The organism is Paradesulfitobacterium aromaticivorans (assembly GCF_054657415.1).
In genome coordinates this window covers 160,255-180,240 of the sequence record NZ_BAAHYT010000004.1, presented here as the reverse complement: position 1 = coordinate 180,240, position 19,986 = coordinate 160,255, and the positions used below count along the sequence as shown (strand labels likewise).

Here is a 19,986-nt window from a genome sequence, read left to right as displayed (position 1 = left end):
CGTGAGTATTGGTGAAATGAGACATCGTATCACTATCCAGAGAATCACACCGACGATCAATGAAAATGGCTTTGAAGTTGAACTCCTTAAAAATTTCAAAACAGTATGTGCAGCAGTCAAAAATCTTCATGGCAAAGAATACTTTGCTGCGAAAGCTGTCCAGGCAGAAAATACGGTGAAATTCACTATCCGATTTATGGATGGGATAGATCAGACCATGCAGATCCTTTTTCAAGGTAGAAATTACAACATAACAGCCATTGACAACATCAAGTATAAGAATCGCTATATCGAGATTCAAGCGATGGAGGTGACTGCAAATGGCCAAGATTGAGTTGGAAGGTATGCAGGAACTCATAGATAAAGTGAACAAGCTGGGAAGTCGTGGAACAGAGATTAAAAAGAAGGCATTAGATAAAGCCGGAGCCATGGTTAAAAGCAGTATGGAAGAGAAAGCGCCGAGATCTGAGCTTACGAAAAGACACATGGCAGACAACATCAAGGTGTCTGAGATTGAAAGCGAGAACGGCGTTGACTTTATTAAGATTGGACCAAACAAGGGAGATAATTCAGAGTTCTACTATTCAAAATTTACTGAATGGGGAACCTCGAAGATTCCAGCTCAGCATTGGGCTGAAAACTCAGTATTGGAAAACAAGAAGAAAATCAATGAGGTAATCAAAGAGGAACTGGAAAGGGGGCTTGGTGAGTTTGATTAATAAACTGGTCATCGATACATTGAAGCCCCTTGGCGTTCCAGTAGGATTTCAAAAGTACTCCGGCCAAGAATCAACCTACATTACCTTTCATGAATACCTTCAGGCCGGTGAGGAATTTGAGGAAGATGAGGAAGCCTTCACCGGGCATTATCTTCAAGTGGATATCTGGTCAAAAACAGACTACACCACATTGGGCGGCAATGTAAAAACGCTGCTTATTTCAGCGGGCTTCAAAAGACTGGATGAAGCGGATTTTTATGAACCGGATACTGGCCTCTATCATAAGGGGCTCAAATTTTACTTTTTAGAATCAAAGGAGGTTTAACATATGGCAAGACAAATCGGATTAAGGGACATCCACATTGCTTTATTGACAGACGATGACGAAACTGGTGCAACCTATGCAACGCCTACAAAACTTGAGAGGGCGGTCAGTGCAAAGCTCTCGCCAAAAGTGAACTCAGAAAACATTTATTCAGACGATACTGTGGAGGATGTAATCGCAGCTTTCGACAGCGTTGATGTGGAGATTGAGGTCAACCAGCTGTCGCTTACAAGCAGGGCTACTTTGCAGGGAGCGAAGGTGGTCAAGGGCGTTCTCATTGAAAGCAAGGAAGATATTGCGCCGACACTGGCACTTGGCTTCAAGTCCAAGAAGCATAATGGAAAGTATCGCTATGTGTGGCTGCTCAAAGGCAAGTTCGAACTGGCAACAGATGAGTATGATACCGAAGCAGAAAAGCCATCGCCGAAAAGCGCAAAACTCAAAGGGACATTCTTTTCCAGGGATTATGACGGCAACTTCAGATTTATCGCCGACGAAGATGAAACTGGAATCGATCCAACCATCATCGCCGGCTGGTTTACCGCAGTACCGGCAGAGCCTGTACCCACACCGTAAAAGGAGATGATGATACATGAAGGCAGCTGAACTGAAAAATAAGGGAATAAAATTCAAGCTTGGAGAAAAGGAATTCGAATTGAAGCTCAACATGAACACCTTCTGTGAGCTTGAAGAAATCTATGGAGATCTGAACACTGCATTTGATGATTTGCAGAAGATGAAGCTGAAAGCGGTCAGGGCTCTGGTATACGCCGCAGTGAAGGTTGAGGACGAGGAAATAACCCTAAAGACTGTGGGCGAGCAGCTGGGACTAAACGATTTAGAACGGCTCGGCACAGCCATCAACGAAGCGCTAAGCAAGGCAATGCCGGAGGCGGAGGAAAACCTGGGGGAAACGAAAGCCACTTAAGTTCTGGAACATGGGACTGGGAGTGGCTTTTCTATTTAGGAACGAACCTTCTACAAATGAGTGAGGAGCAGTTCTGGCGCAGTACCCCGAAAAAGCTGCAGGCATTGTTTAAGGTCTACAAGACGGTCAATGGGATCGAGGACCAGTCTGACTTTGAAACAATTGACAACATTCTGTTTTAGGGGAGGTGAGATGAATGGCAAACGGCAATAACACAGTAGTGGCCAGAGTTGGACTTGATGACAGCGGTTTTCAGGAAGGTGTCAGCAAGATCCAAAGAAGCCTGAAGGTAGTGCAGAGTGAATTCGCGGCGGCAAGTTCAAAGCTTGGAGACTTTGGAAAGTCGACTGAGGGACTGAAGCTGAAGGCTGACAGCTTGAACCGCCAGATGGAGCTACAGAAGGAAAAGGTAGCAGCGCTGGCAAGAAGCTACCAGGAGAGTGTCGAGAAAAAGGGTGCTGATGCCAAGGCCACCGAGAACCTGAAGATCAAGCTGAACTATGCAAATGCAGAGCTTAGCAAAATGCAGCAGGAGCTTAAAGCAACAACGGAGGAACTGAAACTTAAGAGTTCAGCCTGGTATAAGCTCTCCGAAAGCATGGATAAAGCCGGACAGAAAATGAAGGCAGTGGGTGACAAGATATCCTCTGCCGGAAAGACACTGTCTACAGCAGTGACACTTCCCTTAGTCGGAATAGGGACTGCGGCTACCAAGATGGCTATGGATGCAGTGGAATCTGAGAATCTTTTCGAAGTTGCAATGGGCGGTGTGGCTGATGATGCAAGAAAATGGTCTGAAGAAACCTCCAAGGCTCTTGGACTTAATGCCTATAATGTCAGAAACAATATGGCCACCTATAACGCCATGCTCACCTCCATGGGACTTACTTCTGATGAATCCCTGAAAATGTCCGAAGGTTTAACGCAACTATCTTATGACATGGCTTCGTTCTATAACCTCAAGCCGGAAGAAGCCTTCGAGAAACTGAAGTCCGGTATCTCCGGTGAAGCCGAACCACTCAAAGCGCTGGGTATTCTGGTCAACGATACGACTATCAAAACCTATGCCTATACCCACGGGATCGCTAAGCAGGGTCAGGAACTGACAGAGGCTCAAAAAGTACAGGCTCGTTACGGCGCCATCATGGAGGCAACAAAAAATGCGCAAGGAGACCTGGCTAGGACCATGGACTCCCCTACCAACAAGCTGAGGATCATGAAGGAGCAGGCCCAGCAGATCGGGATTCAATTCGGGCAGATCTTGATACCGATACTCGAGAAGCTTATTGCTGTCATTAAACCTTTAATGGATCGATTCCAGGGACTCTCGAAAGAGCAGCAAGAGCTGATTGTAAAAATCGCTCTTATAGCGGCTGCTGTAGGACCGGTTGTCATGGTTATCGGAAAAGTTGTGTCGGTAGTTGGTACCCTGTCATCTGCCTTTGGAGCCATATCCGGTGCAATGGCAGCGGCAGGAGGAGCATCAGGTGCAGTAGGCGCTGCAATTGCGGCGATAACCGGGCCTGTTGGCATTGCAATTGCTGCGGTGGCAGCATTTATTGCCATTTTCGTACTGCTTTTTAAGAATAATGAAAACTTTAGAAACAGTGTTATTACGGTATGGAACCAGATCAAGGCGATTATGGCCGGCGTGTTCGAGGCGATAAAGGCCTTGATTCAAGCTTTCGTACAAGTCGCAGGAGCCATCTGGCAGAAATATGGAGCAGATATCATCGCTGTCATTTCGGCGGCCTTCAATGTTATTGCATCGGTAGTAACAACCGCATTGAATGTGATAAAAAACATCATCCAGATTGCGACCAGCCTTATCAAGGGCGACTGGCAGGGTGTTTGGGAAGGCATAAAGAATCTGACTCAGAATCTGTGGAACGGAATCCAGAGCGTTATAAGCGGAGTGCTGAACCTCATAAAAGGAATTATCTCGCTAGAAACCGGAATTGTGAAGAACACCATCACAGGGGCATGGAATACTGTGAAATCAGTGACCTCAAGCATATGGCAGGGGATCAAGACCGCAATTGAAACTCCGATCAATGCAGCCAGAAACACAGTTAAGGCTGCGATTGACGCTATCGTAGGATTCTTCAGGAATCTTAAGATCCCTGAAATCAAGATACCACAGATCAAGCTGCCCCACTTTGAGTTTACAGGCAAATTCAGCTTAAATCCGCCACAGGTGCCGAAGCTTTCAGTCAACTGGTACTCCACAGGCGGAATCTTCTCAAGCCCAAGCATTATTGGTGTTGGAGAAGCAGGTACTGAGGCGGTTGTTCCGGTAGAAAAGCTTGACGAGATTATGGCTAAGGCACTTCAGAAGGTTGGGGTAGGAACTCAGGCGAAGATAGTAGAAACAGGAATTCAGAGCGGTAATGTGACAAACAACTACGACATTACAATAAATAATCCGAAACCGGAAGCAGCCTCTGACAGCACTCGCAGGGTGCTTCTCAGACAGTCCTATGGCTTGGGGTAAAGGGAGGTGAAGCAAGATTTGAAAGGGCAAACATGGCAGTTTAATGGTGTTAGTCTAAACACCAAGGCGTGGTCCGTGATAGAAGTTCCAGAAGGAATAGGCACACCAGGACTGAGAGGCAGTAATTTGCAGGTTCCATTCCAAAACGGGAAGCGATGGATAAAAAAGAGATACGATGAAAGAATCGTTATGCTGCCAATGTGGGTGAGAGGGCTTGATCCTTTGACAGGAAAACTGCCGAGCGGCAAAAGCGATAATGAAGCCTTGTATGACAACATCGACTACCTAAGTAGCGTGTTCGGCAAACGCGGTCAATATGTGCTGAAAAGAGTCCTTCCGGACGGTACTGAAAGAGCGGCAATAGCCGAAGTTTATAGGCCTGTTAGCTTTGGAAAGACTCAGGCTGGATACGCCAAGTTCGCAGTGGAGTTCATGCTTTCAGATCCCTTCTTTTATGCTTCCCAAACGGCTTTTGAAACACAGAACATAACTTCGACAAACCAGGAATGGAGTCACAATAATCCGGGGAATGCCCCGGCTACAGATGCAATCATCACTTTGACTGGACCAATGGAATCACCAAAGCTTGAGTGCCTGGATAGCAATGTGTGGCTTCAGTACCAGGGGAGCATAGGAGCAGGAGAAAGCGTAATCATAAACACAGGTGATTTCAAATGTACGAAGGGCAACACCAACATGCTCTCTGCCATCAGGCATGGCGGCGATGCATACTGGTTCATGCTTGAATCGGGGTACAACCAATTGAGATTAACAAATGGAGTGCCGGGTGGCAGCATCAAGCTGGAATATTACCCAGCATTTTTTTAGGAGGTGAACGATATGTACGCAGAAGTTGCGGAACACAGAATGCCCTATGATATAGATGGGACAGAAGTAGGTTTTAGGAGCATGTCCGATATTGGCTCCATTGATCAAATTATTGGAAACGGCTTGGCATCTTGGCTTGACAGCACTGCCAAGGGCAATTTAAACAAAGAGAACCGGTCCCAATCCTGGAAGGTTGGCGATTATAGGCTGGGCGCAGCGTTCTGGTTTTTCTTTCCCGAACTTAGGGAGGTCAATAAAGTCGCATTTCTCTGGGGTTCAACAACAGGAGGCTCCTTTGTCAACCATACGATACAGGGATCAGCGGATACAACAAATGGAGTGGATGGTACCTGGGAAACAGGCGTTTATACAATACCGGCGGCTAACACAGACATGGACCATTGGAGAAACAAAATATTCACCCTTTCCTTTTCAGGTCCGGTCAAAGCTATTAGAATCGGATTTCGTGAGACTTCACCGCAATTTTCTAGCCTTTATTTATGTGGTATTCATCTTTACGGGAGAAAAGCAGCCGGCGAACAGCCGGACGATGTTGCTTTAACAAATGCGTCCGGTGTCGAGTTGACTTCGCTTATAGACTTTGGTGATCAGCCCGAAGGAACTACAGAAATACAAAGCTTCAAGATTAAAAATACCAGTAGTAGCAAGATCGCTAACAACGTGAATATACAGCTCAATCATGCGGATTTTACAATTTCATTTAGTCAGGATGGGCCATGGCAAAGTGTACTTGATATTTCGTCAATAGGACCGGGTTCATTGTCAAGCACAATATTTGTCCGAAACTTGCTTGGACCTCCGCTTTTGACACTTGGACCAAAGGCAGCGCGGGCAATTGTTACGGTTGGCAGCTGGACATAATGGAGGTGATTAGATGGGCCTTCCAAGCATAAATCTTGTCAGCCCTGCCAATCAGGCAAGCTTGTCTGTAACAATGAGTGCTTTTGATGCAACCTATAGCGATAATACAAACCAGTTGGTTGCGTCGTCAGTCAAGTTCGAGATTGATACGGTCAGCACATTTGATAGCTCAGATAAGATAACGAGTGAATATGTGAACGTGAAGCACAACACCACATGCCGCATGGCAGCGATACTATCAAACGGTACATGGTATTGGCGTGTAACCGCAACCAATGCGAGCGGGACCACAGTTTCACAGACCCAAACACTGACAGTAAGCCAGGTGCTGAAAAGGACGTTCTCATTTTACGAGAACATCGCCAAGCTTGATGTCTGGACAAATAAGAGAATTATTGCTTTTTATGAGAATGTGGCAAAGCTTAATCTCTGGTCAAAGAAGAGAACGCAGGCCTTTTATGAGAACGTGGCAAAGGCAAATATATGGACGGATCAAAGAGCGCTATATGAGTACGAGAATATTACCAGTGATCCGCCATTTCCATTTATCGAAAGGCTGTCTACCACAAGGGCATCTGAAGGCTCAGTAGTAACAATCTATGGTAACGGTTTTGGCGCCAAGGCTGAAGCTGATACGCTAAACGCAGATAGGGCAGCAAGGGGCTATGGGGGATTTGTATACCTGGGGAATCAGCTCTGTAACGTCATATCCTGGAGCTGGGATAAAATTGTATTTCAAATCCCGCAGGAGGCCGAAAGTGGAGCAGTCAAGGTTGCTCTTACAGTGCCAGATCCGCCGGGATTGAGATACAGCAATGTTATAGGAATGGAGGTTTATGATGCAGAGCCTGCCGATGATATTGGCATTGAGCTTTTTGTCTGCGATAAAAACAATCCGAACAGTATCCTTTGTCAACTTGATGGGGTGAAGAATAAATCGTTTCAAGTGTTGCTCAATAATCCCGGCAGCGGTAAGTTTTCTATCAGTAGGTATGATGAGAAGGGTGGCAGCAGGGATTATGTGACAGACCAGAACTTTATCCTTTGCAGGCTGGACGGAATTGATATATTCAAGTGGATAATTGAAGCAAGAAGGCCTTCCTATGTGGATGAAGGCGAACAACAGATGATCGAGGTTAGCGGAAGGGGTGTTCTGTCTCTTCTTGACAGGGCAGTAGTGTATCCGGAAGGTATGCCTCACCCAGCAACTCTAGATAGAACATTTAAGGATGCTCATGGCGGTGCTATTTTAAGACAGCTTCTCTTGGAAGCCCAGCAAAGAGGGTGTTTGGTGGGAGTTTCTATTGATTGGACTGCTGATGCGGATACTCTCGGCAATCCCTTTGAGGATTCCACAACAATCTCCTTTCATTCAGGTACACCGCTTTCGCAGGTAGCAACAAAGCTCAGCGAGGGGATGGGATTGTTTGATATTGAGATGACTCCAACCTTGCATCTAAAGCTGTACAAGGTTAAAGGGACAGACAAGTACGATACAGTAAAATACAGGCCTGGGCAAGCAATAATCAAGCACCAGAACCAAAGCGACAGCTCAAATATGACGAATGCACTCCTTGTTGAGGGAGAAAGCGGAAGTCTGATTGAAACAGCACACCCCACTAGCCAGATGGACTGGGGCAGGCGTGAAGGTTATCTCCAGGCAAGGAACATCCCAAGCGACTGGGCAAAGCTCCAAGACTATGGGCAACTGTTCCTTAGGGGATCAGCACAGGTCAGCTGGGGCATTCAGGGTACAGTAATTAAGTTTATTGATTCAGAAGGAAACAAGCTGAAGCCATTTGAAACCTTCATGATGGGAGACTGGATTGGTTGGTATATTCCGCCAGAAGGAAGCGACACAGAAGGTTTTGATGGTAAAGTAAGAGTTAAAGGGATCACCTGCGAGGAAGATGATGCAGGAGCTTTAAGTTATGTCCTTGAGCTCAACAACATCATGCTTGAGCATGAGATCAGAATGAACCAGCTGGTCGAGAGGATGTCTATGTTCACCCAAAACAGCTCCTTGTCAACACCGGCTACTGAAAGCCCTTCCGGGATTAGTCACAATCATACCCACTCCATGCTGCTTGGGCTGAATTCCGATGATCATCCGCAATATTACAATGAAGAAAGGCATGCAGCTGATTTGCATACAGGAATAGCGAGGGTAGCAGGTATTAAAAAGGCTGGGTCAAATGAAATGACCGGTGTGATTACCCTCTCGGCTGGAAGTAATATTTCTATTGCTCAGGATGATGTAAATAAGACCTTTACAATTGCAGCAAGTGCTACCGTAGCAAGCAATCAGTGGTTTCATTTTTGGACAGGAAATCCAACCAAAACAACCACTACTCAAATGACTAAAGGTGCATATTTAGCACCTGAGGCAGATATCATTGTTAAAGGGATTTCGGCTGTGCTTGATGATACAGGAAGAGATATCAAACTTGCAATTTATGAATTGTCTTCAGCTAATGTTCAAATCGGAAATGCCATGGCGGAATCCTCAAACATTACGATGACTGGCAAAAAGAATTATGTTTATAAATTGTCTGATCCAGTAACATTAAAGGCAGGACATTTCTACGCATTAGTAGCAGTTTTACAAAGTGGGACAACGCTTGGAGCGTGTTCAAGTACGTACACCAAAGATACTTTTTTATCAGGAGTCAACGGATATCTACGCCTTGCAGGAATTCCAGCAAATGGAGCAACCTGGGAGGTCTTGATTGGAACATCGCCATATGCCTTTGGAATGCTAATAGAGGTTTAATCAAATAAATTAATTCATTTGAGCCTACGGGCTCTTTTTTCATTTTAAGCAAGGAGGAATTGGCACATGAAAGACATTGTTAACACGATTCAGATTGTCATTGCCGCGGTAGGCGGCTATATCGGGTATTTCCTGGGCGGCTGGGACGGATTTCTTTATGCTTTGGTGGCGTTTGTCGTTATCGATTATCTGACTGGGATCATGGTGGCCATCCTAGAAAAATGCCTTTCAAGTGAGGTGGGCTTTAGGGGCATCTTCAAGAAGGTGCTAATTTTTTCACTGGTGGCGGTAGGCCACATTATCGATTCGCAGCTAATACAGACAGGTAGTGCCATAAGGACCGCAGTAATCTTCTTCTATTTATCGAACGAAGGAATCAGCATTATAGAGAATACGGCTAAAATTGGGCTCCCTATTCCCGAAAAACTAAAAACAGTCTTAGAGCAGCTGGATAAGGAGGACGCCAAATGAATCTGCATAAACTCATTCTGACCAACAACGCCTGCTACAAAGCAGGCAAAACCATCACACCGAAAGGCATCATGGTGCATTCAACCGGGGCGAATAACCCATATCTGAAACGCTATGTCGGGCCGGATGATGGATTACTGGGAAAGAACCAGTATAACAACCACTGGAACCAGGATAAACCAGACGGTCAGCAGGTTTGCGTTCACGCTTTCATTGGAAAGTTGGCAGATGGCAAGATCGCAACTTACCAGACTCTTCCTTGGAATCATCGGGGCTGGCACGCTGGAGGCTTGGCTAATGACACACACATCGGATTTGAAATCTGTGAGGACGGTTTGACCGATGCTTTCTATTTTAATAAGGTTTATAACGAGGCTGTGGAGCTCTGCGTATATCTTTGCAAACTCCATGGTTTGACTGAAAAGGATATCATCGGACACTACGAAGGCCATCAAAAAGGTATTGCTTCCAATCATGGTGACCCCAAGATTTGGTTTTCTAAGCATGGCAAAAGCATGGATAACTTTCGTGCGGCTGTTAAGGCGGGCTTGACCGTTGTCACGAAACCTACAGAAACAGAACCGCAAAAATATTATCGAGTTCAGGTCGGCACCTTTTCCTTAAAGACTAATGCTGAGAATATGCTGAAAGAACTAAAAGCTGCTGGGTTTGATGGTTATATCAAATACAATTAAATATCTGCTTGCCTTATCCCACGAGAACAGCTTTTGTTTGTTTTCGTGGGATTTTTTTATTTTGACCCTGCGAATTTGCTGTTCTCATGAGCTACCTATGAAGGCTCCAATAAACGCCTTCAGAAAGGGAGTGAATCAATTGAACGAACAGCATAAAGAAGAAAGCAGCTTGAATCCAATGAGGCTGGTCACCGGTACGGAAGAGGTGATTCCGTTTTCTCCACATGTGAAGTTAACCGACGAGCAACTTCTAAACGAGATTGATTATTGGCGATCAACAAAGCTTCTAAAAAATTTGCTTCAAGAAGGCTTTATTTCTGAATTCGAATTTAACAAAATTGACGCTTTAAATCGCGAAGCTTTCTCGCCGGTTTTAGCACAGCTTATGCCCAGTAATCCTTGATATATCGGATGTTCAGAGGTAATATGTCTCACCCCAAGGAGGTGAAAATGGTGAGAAAGGTGACAAAAATTGTAGGCAATAATGCGCTTATAAACATGCAGCCGAAACTTAGGGTAGCAGCATACTGCCGCGTTTCTACCGACAGCGATGAACAGCTTGTCAGTCTGGAAGCTCAGAGAACCCATTACGAAGCGTATATCAAGGCCAATTCGAACTGGGAGTTTTCTGGTATCTACTATGACGAGGGCATTTCCGGCACAAAAAAAGAAAAGCGCACTGAGTTGTTACGGTTGCTTGCTGACTGTGAAAACAAGCGGATTGATTTCATAGTGACGAAATCGATTAGTCGCTTTGCTCGTAACACAACAGACTGTCTTGAGATTGTGCGAAGATTGAATGAAATCGGTGTTTCCATTTACTTTGAAAAGGAAAACATCAATACGCAGTCAATGGACAGTGAGTTAATGCTGACAATCCTAAGCAGCCTTGCTGAAAACGAGTCTGTTTCCATTTCACAGAATAACAAATGGTCGATTAAGCGGAAGTTCCAAAATGGCACTTATAAATTATCGTCTCCACCCTATGGATACGATTACGCGGATGGACAGTTGCATGTGAATGCGGAGCAGGCCGAGGTTGTCAGAAGGATTTTTTCTGAAGCCTTGTCTGGTAGCGGTACAAAGAAAATCGCCAATGGTTTAAATGCCGAGGGCATACCCCCACAACGCGGAGATCTTTGGACGTCAACCAGCATCCGAGGGATCCTCGGAAATGAAAAGTATACAGGCGATGCAATTTTCCAGAAAACCTATACGGACAAGTATTTTAACAAGCGTTACAACAACGGCGAAAACGATCAGTACTACATCCAAAGCCATCATGAAGCCATTATAAGCCGCGAGGATTTTGAGGCGGTCAATGAAGCCTTACTGCAGCGCGCAAAGGAAAAAGGCATCGAGATCGGCACTGCGAAGTATCAAAACAGATATTTGTTTTCCAGCAGAATAAAGTGCTCAGAATGTGGTAGCACGTTTAAACGGCGAGTTCATCATGGAGTTCCAAACAAGTATATCGCCTGGTGTTGTAGCAAGCACCTCAATGATATTTCCGCGTGTTCGATGAAGTTTATTCGTGAAGATTCAATCCATCAGGCTTTTATAACCATGATAAACAAGCTGATATTCGGGCGAAAATGGGTTCTCAAACCAATTATTGACAGTCTAAAAGCTGCGTCACCCGCAGATAATCGCCGCAGGCTTAAAGAACTGGAAGCAAAGCTTGAAGAAAATGCGGAGCGCAGATGTGCGCTCTCAAACTTAGCTGGAAAACAGTATCTGGATTCATCTGTGTTTAGTTCATGGCAAAAAGAGCTGATAAACGATGCTGTGAAGTTAAAAGATGAAAGAGAAAATCTTATACACTTTGAACAAGACGTTATGACAAAAATGTCCGAGGTTGCAAAACTGATGATGTAGCTTCGCAAATTTTTTGCAAAAAATTCTCACACAAAATGCAAAAAGTACTTTGCATAATTACTCATTAGCTTCGCCGGTTTGAGCCATAGCTTCGACCGGCATTTTTGTGTTCTTGGCATCTGATGTTCGAGTGTGAATAAAGACAGTCTCCTGGAACAACTTCTGCGTAAAATGATAGGAATCAGCGTGGCTTGCGTGCCCTAACCAGCTACTAATAGTCGCATGAATCTTATCCAAACCTACAGTGCCCTGCCGATACTCCTTCTGGAACTTTTTCAATGCCCTTCTAATACGCTTCATGCTCCTCTTTCGGAGAAGTTTATGGGTTGGCCACACCCTATACCCCAAGAAGTCTACCCCCTGGGTGGTTGGGAAGATGCCTGTTTTTCCATTCATACTGAGCCCCAGCCGGTGATTAAGAAAGTCTTCTATCTCTCGTTTAAGATACCACAGCTCATCCTTCTTGTCGCTTAAAATAACAAAGTCATCCATGTACCGAACATAGTATCTCACCCTTAGGCTTTCCTTAACATAGTGATCCAGCTCATTCATATAGACGTTAGCAAATAACTGACTGGTTAAATTACCGATAGGGAGCCCGCGCGGATCAGTATCTTCTGTGCCTGGCCAACTGTTGACTATTTCCACAATGAGCCACAGGGTATCCTCGCAGCCAACAGTCTTTTTTATGATGTTGATCAGCTTATCATGCCAAATGGACGGGAAAAACTGTTTGACGTCCACCTTGAGGCAGTAGGGGTTTTCCCATTTCCAATGCGCTTCTATGAGAAATTTTGTTAGCCTATCAACCCCAGCATGCGTTCCTTTTCCTACACGGCAGGCATAATTATCATAAATGAACTGTTTTTCAAACAATGGTTCTATAACTGCACACAAAGCATGCTGTAACACTCTATCCCTGAACGGAAGCGCCGCGACAAGTCTGGTCTTTGGCTCGTGAACGTAAAAGCAGCGGTAAGGCCCAGTGCGATGTGTTTTCCAGATGATTTCGTTCTGGAGTTGAATCAGATTGCTTTCTAGGCTGTCGGAGAAGATGAGAACATCCTTGTCGAATCTGTGGCCACTCCTTGCTTTGAGATAAGCATAATATAGGTTTTCGAAATCGTAAATCGCCGGATAAAGGTTCTTGTGAGTCCTCATCTTCATCCCCCACCTAGTGCCGACTCCGGCGTTCATTTGTACTAACCGGGTCGGCTTTCTTTTATTTTTGCCGTCCGTTTCCGGCGCGACAAGGATCAAGACTCCTTTGCCTGGGAGCACTGGGCAGCACCCTTGGGCAACTGTCTTCTGGCTATATTCAGGCAGAGCGGCGCGGAAGCCGATGTTGGCACTCGTGTTCGTGCGAGTGTTGTTGACGTTGAGCGCGAAGACCCCGGCGTTGGAGCCGTTACTATAGTTGCCGCCGCGATAGGCTATTGCACGTTTCAGCCTTGACCCTGTTTAACTGAACGTAGCCAGCCGCCGATCATGCGTCCAAGCTCGTCCAGTAAGATTGACCAGTTCTCGTATTCCTTAATGGTAACGGCGTGATTCTCAAAGGCTACTCGGATCAGAATTCGAATAGTATCTAATTCTATATCCATATCCTCAAGGGTTGTTTTCTTGTAATACCGTTTACTCGCTCTAATAATGAGCTGCAGTAGATTCGTCATGGATGTTCTTAAGTCAGCCCCCAGGGTATATCTATAATCCTTCGGTATATCCTTGAGTGCCTGGTACCCATAACGCATCATATCTTTACATTTCTCTTTGAGTAATAGTTCTTGAGCCATTTTATACCTCAGAGCGAGGCTCCGCTATCACGGAGCCTGTCAGTATGCCAGCTGTTCAAGTTTCAGATTACAGGGTCAAAGCGGCGCGGAAGCCGATGTAGGCACTCGTGCTCGAGCGAGCGCTGAAGACGTAGAGCGCGAAGACCCCGGCGTCGGAGCCGTAACCATAGTAGCCGCCGCGACAGGCTATATATTCAGTGCTGGCTGCTGAGCCAAAACCCCAGTAATCGACACCAAACTCAGCAAGCCCATTGGCATCCGTAGCAGCAGGTACACCTTGGTCTCGCCAGATAGGCTTAGTTAAAAGGGATATAAAGCGCTGACCATTTGTTCCAGGTGGATTCAGTCCAACATTTCCACCGTCTACATAGATAGTTGTATCCGTCTGGCCACCAGTAGCCCCGACTCGTGCAGTAAGGCCATTAACGAATTCAAAGACGTTCCCGTTAAGGTCGTATACACCACTGGTCTTTCCATTGTGGCTTGTGAGGTTCACGTCTGCCGCCCAGCCTGCCTTTACGCCTGTACCAGTGAGAGCTCTGCCAGCCTGAGTTGAATCTGCTGTAAATGTGATTGCGGCATCATCAATGTCTGCACCGCTATTGTTATTACCAAACGGACCATAACGTCCTACACCAAAGACAGTTGGCCCTAAAAGCATTGAATAAACTGCCATGGCCATCCATTCCCGATTCGTCATCAAATGGTATTGGCCGCCGCCATCTCCTGCCGTATAACATGCCTTTGCTGCATCGTCTAGGGTAATAGTAGCCCAAGGAACAATCGTCTTTCTGGACGTGGGCACTGTGCCCGTGCCTACTGCAGAGGAAGTAGCGTCATTGCGACTAGCTTGGTATTTGAAAGCATAAAAGCCTCCAAACTGCACTATCGCCCAATCTGTTTCATTAACTCCGGTAGCTGGTTGGTCTGTTACAAAAAGCCCCGCTGGCCGTCCTGCATAACCGCAGTTAGCCGGGTTGATCAGCATATACGCCAAAAATGTGGGCTGCCACACAAGGGCATTAGCTCCAAGAGTGAAGTCATGTATTTCTTGGGGATTCCCTAGATCGTCGGGGTGAATGCGTTGTGCCTCCGAACCAAGAACAAAAACGCCGTCATTATTCTTGGTTGCGATTGCCCCGCCGTCATTGAGCAAAATCATACCATCACCCCCTCAGCCTGGAGTACCAGGATATAGACATTGGCCAAGTCCGTTTCAGTGCCATCCAACTCGAAGTAACACACCCAGTATGCGGAGTTCGTATCTGGGAATACTGTTCTCGGATTCTCAATGGTGGCGTCCGGGCGTAGAACCTCTAAGCGGTACCCGTTCGGCGTGATATAAACCGTAAACTGGCCAGCTCCTCCGACTATGCCTGAAAGATCAAACGCTGTTTCAGTAAGGTTTACCGTTTGGCCATTTACCAAAGCCGTTGCCGCCGGTATGGTTAAAATCATTCCGGCCACAGCGGGAGCGATGGAATAACTCAAATTCTCATAAGCAAAGGTCATGGTACTAAACATATCCTGCCCTCCCTAAATCAATCTCAATGTGGCCAGCTGCATGGTGCCGGTATGTGTGTCCGCCACATCTGTGCCCAGGCGGCCAACTTTGATAGCTAGTAAGTTTTCTCCGGCAGGTAAAGCGGCACCGGGGATCTTGACCGTCAGAGTAGTCTTTCTAAAGCCCGTACCAACCCCAGGGGTGATGACTTCATCCAGGTTCGTCAATGCACCGCCGTTCACGGCGTAACTTATCCGAACTTTTATGTCACCGGCGTTATCCACCGAGGTAAAGTATCCCAATTCTACACTGATATCCAGGCTAGATTTCCAAAGGAGAGCATGGGAGGCATATTGGTCTTTATCAATTGCAAAGACCACAACGGGTACCCCATTAATATCACTCTGGGTCGGCTTTGCCAAAGGATCACCGTACAGGGCATTAATTTGCACGCCCTCAGGAGAAATAGCGCCCGTACCATCTTCGACGACCACCACAGTGTCAATTGCGGCACCTGCCGGTATGGTCAATTTGAAGACTGTATTGGTATTTCCCATCACTTCAAACTGAAACACTGTTTCCTTATACGTTGCTTTGTCTGTCGATGTTCCTGCGCCAAGGTTTATGAATGCCTCCGGATTAGCTGTGGACATGTCTGCAGTCGGCGCAGTACTGCCGAGTGCCTGCAGAACAATCAGGCGGCCAGCTCCAGAGAGGGTGAGTTGCTCTGTGTAATAGATACCATCACCGGCGATCGAATGGGCTGTATAATCCACCGTTGCGCTCGATCGCCTCAATGTAGCAGTGTTGCCGTAAGTGTTTAGGAGAACCGCCGTGAGTCGAATACGCTGAGCAGAAACAATCTGCATGACCGTCACTTGCTCCGTATTAACTCCATCGCTTAAAATGTACGTCCGGCCAACATAGATACCAGTCGTGTCCGCGATGTCAAGGCTGTCGTCATTAGCAATCCCACTGATGACCGCTTTGTTAATCGTGTCAGCGATGGTGTAGTCCGAATAAGCCGCCTCAATATACCCACGGAACGGCAGGTATTCATGCAAGTATTGACTCGCTTTAGACACCCCGTCCAAGCGAACGTTTGCCCCGTCAATGTTGCCATAAGATGTCTCGAATGTTGTAAGGCGGGTATTGATGTCAGCGACGTTTTCGCCCAGGGTGAGTTTGGTACCACGCCCCCCGGTAATTTCCGTTTCGGCGTCTGTGATCCGGCCATCAAGATGCACATCGTTGTTAATCAAATCCTGGTGGATGGGGTTCCAAGTGGTCGGGTAAGCCGGGTCGTTAACTTCCAGCTGTCTCACGACATTTTTGAATACGTCTTGGCCAATTAGATCAGCCACAGCCAGTCACCTCCTAAAAATATTCGTACCAGTCAAGGGCAAGGGTTGTATCTTGGTCCTTAGCTTTGCCGGCAAACGTCTTAACGGCTACTACAGCGCCTTTTTCGTCAATGAGTGCTTGCTCAGTAATGACATAGCCGTTTGCCTCATCTTTGCCAAGTTCCATGACATAATGGATTGAATTGTCCATACGTGTTGCTGTAACAGGTTTTCTCAAGATCTCCTGTTCCAGGGCTATCTGATCCGGCGTGGGTGGAATCGGTTTTGTTATATCAAGAGGATCATGGCCGCCGGTACCTACGGCCATCTGGGTTATCTTTGGCATAAGAATTTCACCCATCCTGGCCTTAGCCATGTCAATCCGAGCAGTAGTTGTAGTCACTTCGTTCAAGTCAGCCACCTCCTTTCAAGCCGCCCATTCTTCCATTCGGAAATTATACTTTGGTAACGCGAAGGCGCAGATAGTGCAAGTGTCCACGAACCATCCAGCTTGCGACCCTCAGATAAGCTCAGGCTGCCATCCAGACAATTCAGCCTCTCACCCAACTTAACTGCAGATGCAAGCGGTCTGCCCTCACCGAGGTTCCATGTTCCGTCCAGCATTCCGCGAGGTTGTAACTGCCAGCGGCCATCCAGGCAATGCCGCGAGCCCCCACCATCGAGCATCCATGCTCCTTCACTCAGCAGATGAAGCTTTTCCGGTTGTTCCAGAGAACTCAACGAAGTTGTAAACGTCATCTTTGCCGAGCTTGAAAGCCGATTCCGCAGTGCCCAAGAGTTATCCAGAAGCTTACGACCATCCAGTACAACCTGATCAAGTGAGAGGCTGCCGTGAACCGTGACCACAGAGGTCTGGAGCACCAAGTAAGCACTTTGCGTCTCAGCTTTAACCGCGAAGGGGATGGCGTAGATCGCACTTTCCGGAGGTTTTAACTCATTCAGATGCTTTATGAGCACATCCCTTTGGGCCTGTAGAAACGGCTGATCACCAATATTAAGCTTGATCAAAAGCTGTGACCACTTGCCCAGGTACTCAAGCTTTGCCTCCGGGTCCAAGGGTTCAAGGGTCGTGTTTCCATCAAGTGTCCAATTGCCATCAAGAAAGCGAAACTTGTATTTCTCCTTGTATAAGGGATAGACCTCCGCTTCCGTGTACCCTAAGGCCCAGAGGGCATCCAGAATGCCTTGCTTGGTTCCCGTCCTCAAATAATACTCACGGAAATTGAGGAGGCGCTTCTGGTAAGCGGCATCACTTTCCCCAGGCTGCCTTGGCATCCTCCGATCGTCTCCGTGCCAATCAAGTGCAAGGCCGGTCGCCGTTGGTACCAAGCCTTGCCGCCGGACAGCGAAAACTTGCGTTTTTGCTTTGTCAAAAATTGTCCCGATCGCCTGCAGCCATACCCAGGTATCACTGTCTTCAGGCCTTATGGTGCGTTTCAAAAAAGGAGGTGCGATTTGCCAGAGCTTATCCCCAAAACCCATTACTATCCCTCCTGAACCGTCACAGTAATCACGCCGGGGACAGCTAATTGTTTGAAGCCAACCTTCGCATCTATCGCCGGTTCAATGATGTCAATGCTCACCGTGTTCCGGATAAACCAGCGAAGGGAGGAGATCAGTGAGCGGTCGACTCCATAGTCTGGATCGAAATGCGGGGTTTCCTGTGAAACCTCCACTTTGAACATCTCTGTAATCAGACTCTCCGCCTGTAGTTTCATCGCATCAGAGCTACCTTGCTTCGGGTCTTTATAAAGAATCACCGTGACCGGTACGTTAAGAAGTTCACACGGGTAAACCGCAATGTCGGCAATGGCTGAGCCGTCCTTGTCATACTTGGCCACCACCTGGTCGATAACCGTTTGAGAGGGAACGCCTTCTGTACCAAGCAGTACAACGTCTATAGTACCTTCCCCCCGAGGCTGAGACGTGTCAACCCTCGCCCTCGCCACTCCGACAATCTCCTCAGCCATCGCCCGATACATTTCTTTACTGCCACCATAGGCAATACCCACAGTCTTATTCAAAGCTCTAAGCCTCAGGCTGTCATCACTTTCCGTATCAGTGCCTTCCAGGGCCAGGCCGTCCGCATCATTCGTAATAGAATCTATCCCTACTAGGAAAAGACCAAGCCGGTTAATCTGCCCAGGTCCGACATTGTATCCAGCCCCGCCAAACTCTGCCTCAAAGGGCACCAGCGCCTCTGCCACGCCCACATCAAGCACAACCTTCGAAGTGGCAAAATACCGGAGGACTTTGCCGCTTGCGTCCTCCTGGGTAGTGGCAATGGAGCCAAGCGGTACCGTTGCCCGCTGGGACGTATCCTGGCGACCTACCCTAAGATTCCACTTGGCTTTTTGTGCTTGCTTCCGATAGACTCCAGCCCGATCCGCCGCGACCAGATCAAGCCATGCACCCGTGGCAGTCGACAGAAACAGCTGCCTGAGTACCAAAGGGAGTAAAGTATAGATTCCGGAAGCTGCTTTGGCCGCGAGTTCAAGGAGCGTGTAAAAGATGCGCCCAGGGCGGAAGTTCGTGATTCTGAACTTGCGTGTTTGCAGATCCGCTACCGCTTCATCCCGAACTTGTTCAAAGGACTTAAGTTCCAACAAGTCTTCAGGTTGCAATGACTCTCACTCCCTCCGGCCCCACAATAACCATTAGCGAGGCATTTTCAATAATTTGTCCATCCAGGGTAATGGCCAGACTTACGCTCATCTCAACCCCGCCACCAGGCCGTACTACTGGCACAACTCCAACGGATTCCGGAATAACATTAGGGTGTGCCACCATAATAGCGGCTACTTCGCGGGCTAGGGCATTCCGTTCGGATGCTGTGCTTTCCGTTTTGAAATACCGTTGCAAGCGCCCGCCGTATTCCGGATGCCACTCCATCATTCCCTTAAAGGTCTGCAGTTCATCCGCCAGATCCTGGAGCACCATATCGGCTCCGGTCACCGTGGCCGCGTCTCCATCTTTAGCCAGCACGAAATTGCCGTATTCATCAAGCGCAATGTCTTCCAGATCCACTTAAATCAACTCCTAAACCAGGTCTTCTATGAAGGCCTGGGCCGGATCGTGATAATAAAACCCCACGCGCACCAGCATCCCCGGTATCAGACCTCCCAGTCTGTTGGGCACCGTGACCCCCGGCAGGGCAGGGCATTCATCCAGCACCAGTCCTTTGTCATCCAGGAGCTGCAGATCAGCCTTCCCATTCTTTACCGCCAGCACCTTGGCCTTCATTGGGTAGCGGAATGGTCCAACCACGTCCGGGAATTCATCCTGCATCACCTGCAGTATGGATTGAGAAAAAACCTCCAGGCGCTCCATTC

Annotated in this window: 24 protein-coding genes; 14 read left to right on the top strand and 10 right to left on the bottom strand. The window is 47.3% G+C overall.

Annotated elements, in window-relative coordinates; translation table 11 throughout:
- The first annotated feature begins 1 nt into the window (after window position 1).
- The 14 genes from ACYQ2N_RS01595 (at window position 2) to ACYQ2N_RS01530 (ending at window position 11,993) form a co-directional block, all read left to right on the top strand.
- Window positions 2-334, top strand: coding sequence for a phage head closure protein (locus ACYQ2N_RS01595; protein WP_459997181.1), 333 nt, complete (start codon window positions 2-4; stop codon window positions 332-334).
- Window positions 321-719: an HK97-gp10 family putative phage morphogenesis protein gene (locus ACYQ2N_RS01590; protein ID WP_459997179.1), complete on the top strand. Its 399-nt coding sequence runs from the start codon at window positions 321-323 to the stop codon at window positions 717-719. Before ACYQ2N_RS01595 ends, ACYQ2N_RS01590 begins: the two co-directional genes overlap by 14 nt.
- Complete coding sequence (locus tag ACYQ2N_RS01585) at window positions 712-1,044, top strand: hypothetical protein (protein WP_459997176.1); 333 nt, start codon at window positions 712-714, stop codon at window positions 1,042-1,044. Before ACYQ2N_RS01590 ends, ACYQ2N_RS01585 begins: the two co-directional genes overlap by 8 nt.
- A gap of 3 nt (window positions 1,045-1,047) precedes the next feature.
- On the top strand, window positions 1,048-1,620 hold the full coding sequence (locus ACYQ2N_RS01580) for a major tail protein (protein ID WP_459997173.1): 573 nt from the start codon (window positions 1,048-1,050) through the stop codon (window positions 1,618-1,620).
- 16 nt (window positions 1,621-1,636) lie between these two features.
- A complete protein-coding gene (locus ACYQ2N_RS01575) occupies window positions 1,637-1,972 on the top strand; it encodes a hypothetical protein (RefSeq protein WP_459997171.1) in 336 nt (111 codons plus the stop codon).
- A gap of 56 nt (window positions 1,973-2,028) precedes the next feature.
- Window positions 2,029-2,154 (top strand): hypothetical protein, encoded by a 126-nt coding sequence (locus tag ACYQ2N_RS01570; protein ID WP_459997169.1) that lies wholly within the window; start codon window positions 2,029-2,031, stop codon window positions 2,152-2,154.
- Between the two features lie 14 nt (window positions 2,155-2,168).
- Window positions 2,169-4,466 (top strand): phage tail tape measure protein, encoded by a 2,298-nt coding sequence (locus ACYQ2N_RS01565; RefSeq protein ID WP_459997167.1) that lies wholly within the window; start codon window positions 2,169-2,171, stop codon window positions 4,464-4,466.
- 18 nt (window positions 4,467-4,484) lie between these two features.
- Window positions 4,485-5,294 (top strand): phage tail family protein, encoded by an 810-nt coding sequence (locus ACYQ2N_RS01560; protein ID WP_459997165.1) that lies wholly within the window; start codon window positions 4,485-4,487, stop codon window positions 5,292-5,294.
- Window positions 5,295-5,306: 12 nt separating this feature from the next.
- The gene (locus ACYQ2N_RS01555; protein WP_459997163.1) at window positions 5,307-6,176 is read left to right on the top strand and encodes a hypothetical protein; all 870 of its coding nucleotides are present in this window, start codon (window positions 5,307-5,309) and stop codon (window positions 6,174-6,176) included.
- 13 nt (window positions 6,177-6,189) lie between these two features.
- Entirely contained in the window at window positions 6,190-8,949 is a 2,760-nt protein-coding gene (locus tag ACYQ2N_RS01550; RefSeq protein ID WP_459997161.1) for an IPT/TIG domain-containing protein, read from the top strand.
- Between the two features lie 66 nt (window positions 8,950-9,015).
- Window positions 9,016-9,420 carry a phage holin family protein gene (locus ACYQ2N_RS01545; RefSeq protein WP_459997160.1) on the top strand — a complete coding sequence of 135 codons (405 nt, stop codon included), beginning with the start codon at window positions 9,016-9,018 and terminating at the stop codon, window positions 9,418-9,420.
- Window positions 9,417-10,115 carry an N-acetylmuramoyl-L-alanine amidase gene (locus ACYQ2N_RS01540; protein ID WP_459997157.1) on the top strand — a complete coding sequence of 233 codons (699 nt, stop codon included), beginning with the start codon at window positions 9,417-9,419 and terminating at the stop codon, window positions 10,113-10,115. Before ACYQ2N_RS01545 ends, ACYQ2N_RS01540 begins: the two co-directional genes overlap by 4 nt.
- Before the next feature lie 139 nt (window positions 10,116-10,254).
- Window positions 10,255-10,518 carry an SHOCT domain-containing protein gene (locus ACYQ2N_RS01535; RefSeq protein WP_459997155.1) on the top strand — a complete coding sequence of 88 codons (264 nt, stop codon included), beginning with the start codon at window positions 10,255-10,257 and terminating at the stop codon, window positions 10,516-10,518.
- A 50-nt stretch (window positions 10,519-10,568) separates the two neighbouring features.
- A complete protein-coding gene (locus tag ACYQ2N_RS01530; protein WP_459997153.1) occupies window positions 10,569-11,993 on the top strand; it encodes a recombinase family protein in 1,425 nt (474 codons plus the stop codon).
- A gap of 57 nt (window positions 11,994-12,050) precedes the next feature.
- Here the strand turns inward: ACYQ2N_RS01530 and ACYQ2N_RS01525 are convergent, their stop codons facing one another.
- The 10 genes from ACYQ2N_RS01525 to ACYQ2N_RS01480 form a co-directional block, all read right to left on the bottom strand.
- Complete coding sequence (locus ACYQ2N_RS01525; protein ID WP_459997151.1) at window positions 12,051-13,274, bottom strand: reverse transcriptase domain-containing protein; 1,224 nt, start codon at window positions 13,272-13,274, stop codon at window positions 12,051-12,053.
- Between the two features lie 164 nt (window positions 13,275-13,438).
- Window positions 13,439-13,786, bottom strand: a complete 348-nt coding sequence (avd, locus tag ACYQ2N_RS01520) for a diversity-generating retroelement protein Avd (RefSeq protein ID WP_459997149.1) — start codon at window positions 13,784-13,786, stop codon at window positions 13,439-13,441.
- A gap of 67 nt (window positions 13,787-13,853) precedes the next feature.
- A complete protein-coding gene (locus ACYQ2N_RS01515) occupies window positions 13,854-14,942 on the bottom strand; it encodes a hypothetical protein (RefSeq protein ID WP_459997147.1) in 1,089 nt (362 codons plus the stop codon).
- A 2-nt stretch (window positions 14,943-14,944) separates the two neighbouring features.
- Complete coding sequence (locus tag ACYQ2N_RS01510) at window positions 14,945-15,310, bottom strand: hypothetical protein (protein ID WP_459997145.1); 366 nt, start codon at window positions 15,308-15,310, stop codon at window positions 14,945-14,947.
- 12 nt (window positions 15,311-15,322) lie between these two features.
- Entirely contained in the window at window positions 15,323-16,654 is a 1,332-nt protein-coding gene (locus tag ACYQ2N_RS01505; protein WP_459997143.1) for a hypothetical protein, read from the bottom strand.
- Between the two features lie 13 nt (window positions 16,655-16,667).
- A complete protein-coding gene (locus tag ACYQ2N_RS01500; RefSeq protein ID WP_459997289.1) occupies window positions 16,668-17,036 on the bottom strand; it encodes a phage tail-collar fiber domain-containing protein in 369 nt (122 codons plus the stop codon).
- A 5-nt stretch (window positions 17,037-17,041) separates the two neighbouring features.
- Window positions 17,042-18,136 (bottom strand): hypothetical protein, encoded by a 1,095-nt coding sequence (locus tag ACYQ2N_RS01495; RefSeq protein ID WP_459997141.1) that lies wholly within the window; start codon window positions 18,134-18,136, stop codon window positions 17,042-17,044.
- A 2-nt stretch (window positions 18,137-18,138) separates the two neighbouring features.
- Window positions 18,139-19,278, bottom strand: coding sequence for a baseplate J/gp47 family protein (locus ACYQ2N_RS01490; protein ID WP_459997138.1), 1,140 nt, complete (start codon window positions 19,276-19,278; stop codon window positions 18,139-18,141).
- Window positions 19,268-19,681: a hypothetical protein gene (locus ACYQ2N_RS01485; protein WP_459997135.1), complete on the bottom strand. Its 414-nt coding sequence runs from the start codon at window positions 19,679-19,681 to the stop codon at window positions 19,268-19,270. The genes ACYQ2N_RS01490 and ACYQ2N_RS01485 overlap by 11 nt, the downstream gene beginning before the upstream one ends.
- A 12-nt stretch (window positions 19,682-19,693) precedes the next feature.
- Entirely contained in the window at window positions 19,694-19,984 is a 291-nt protein-coding gene (locus tag ACYQ2N_RS01480; RefSeq protein WP_459997133.1) for a hypothetical protein, read from the bottom strand.
- Window positions 19,985-19,986: the final 2 nt, after the last annotated feature.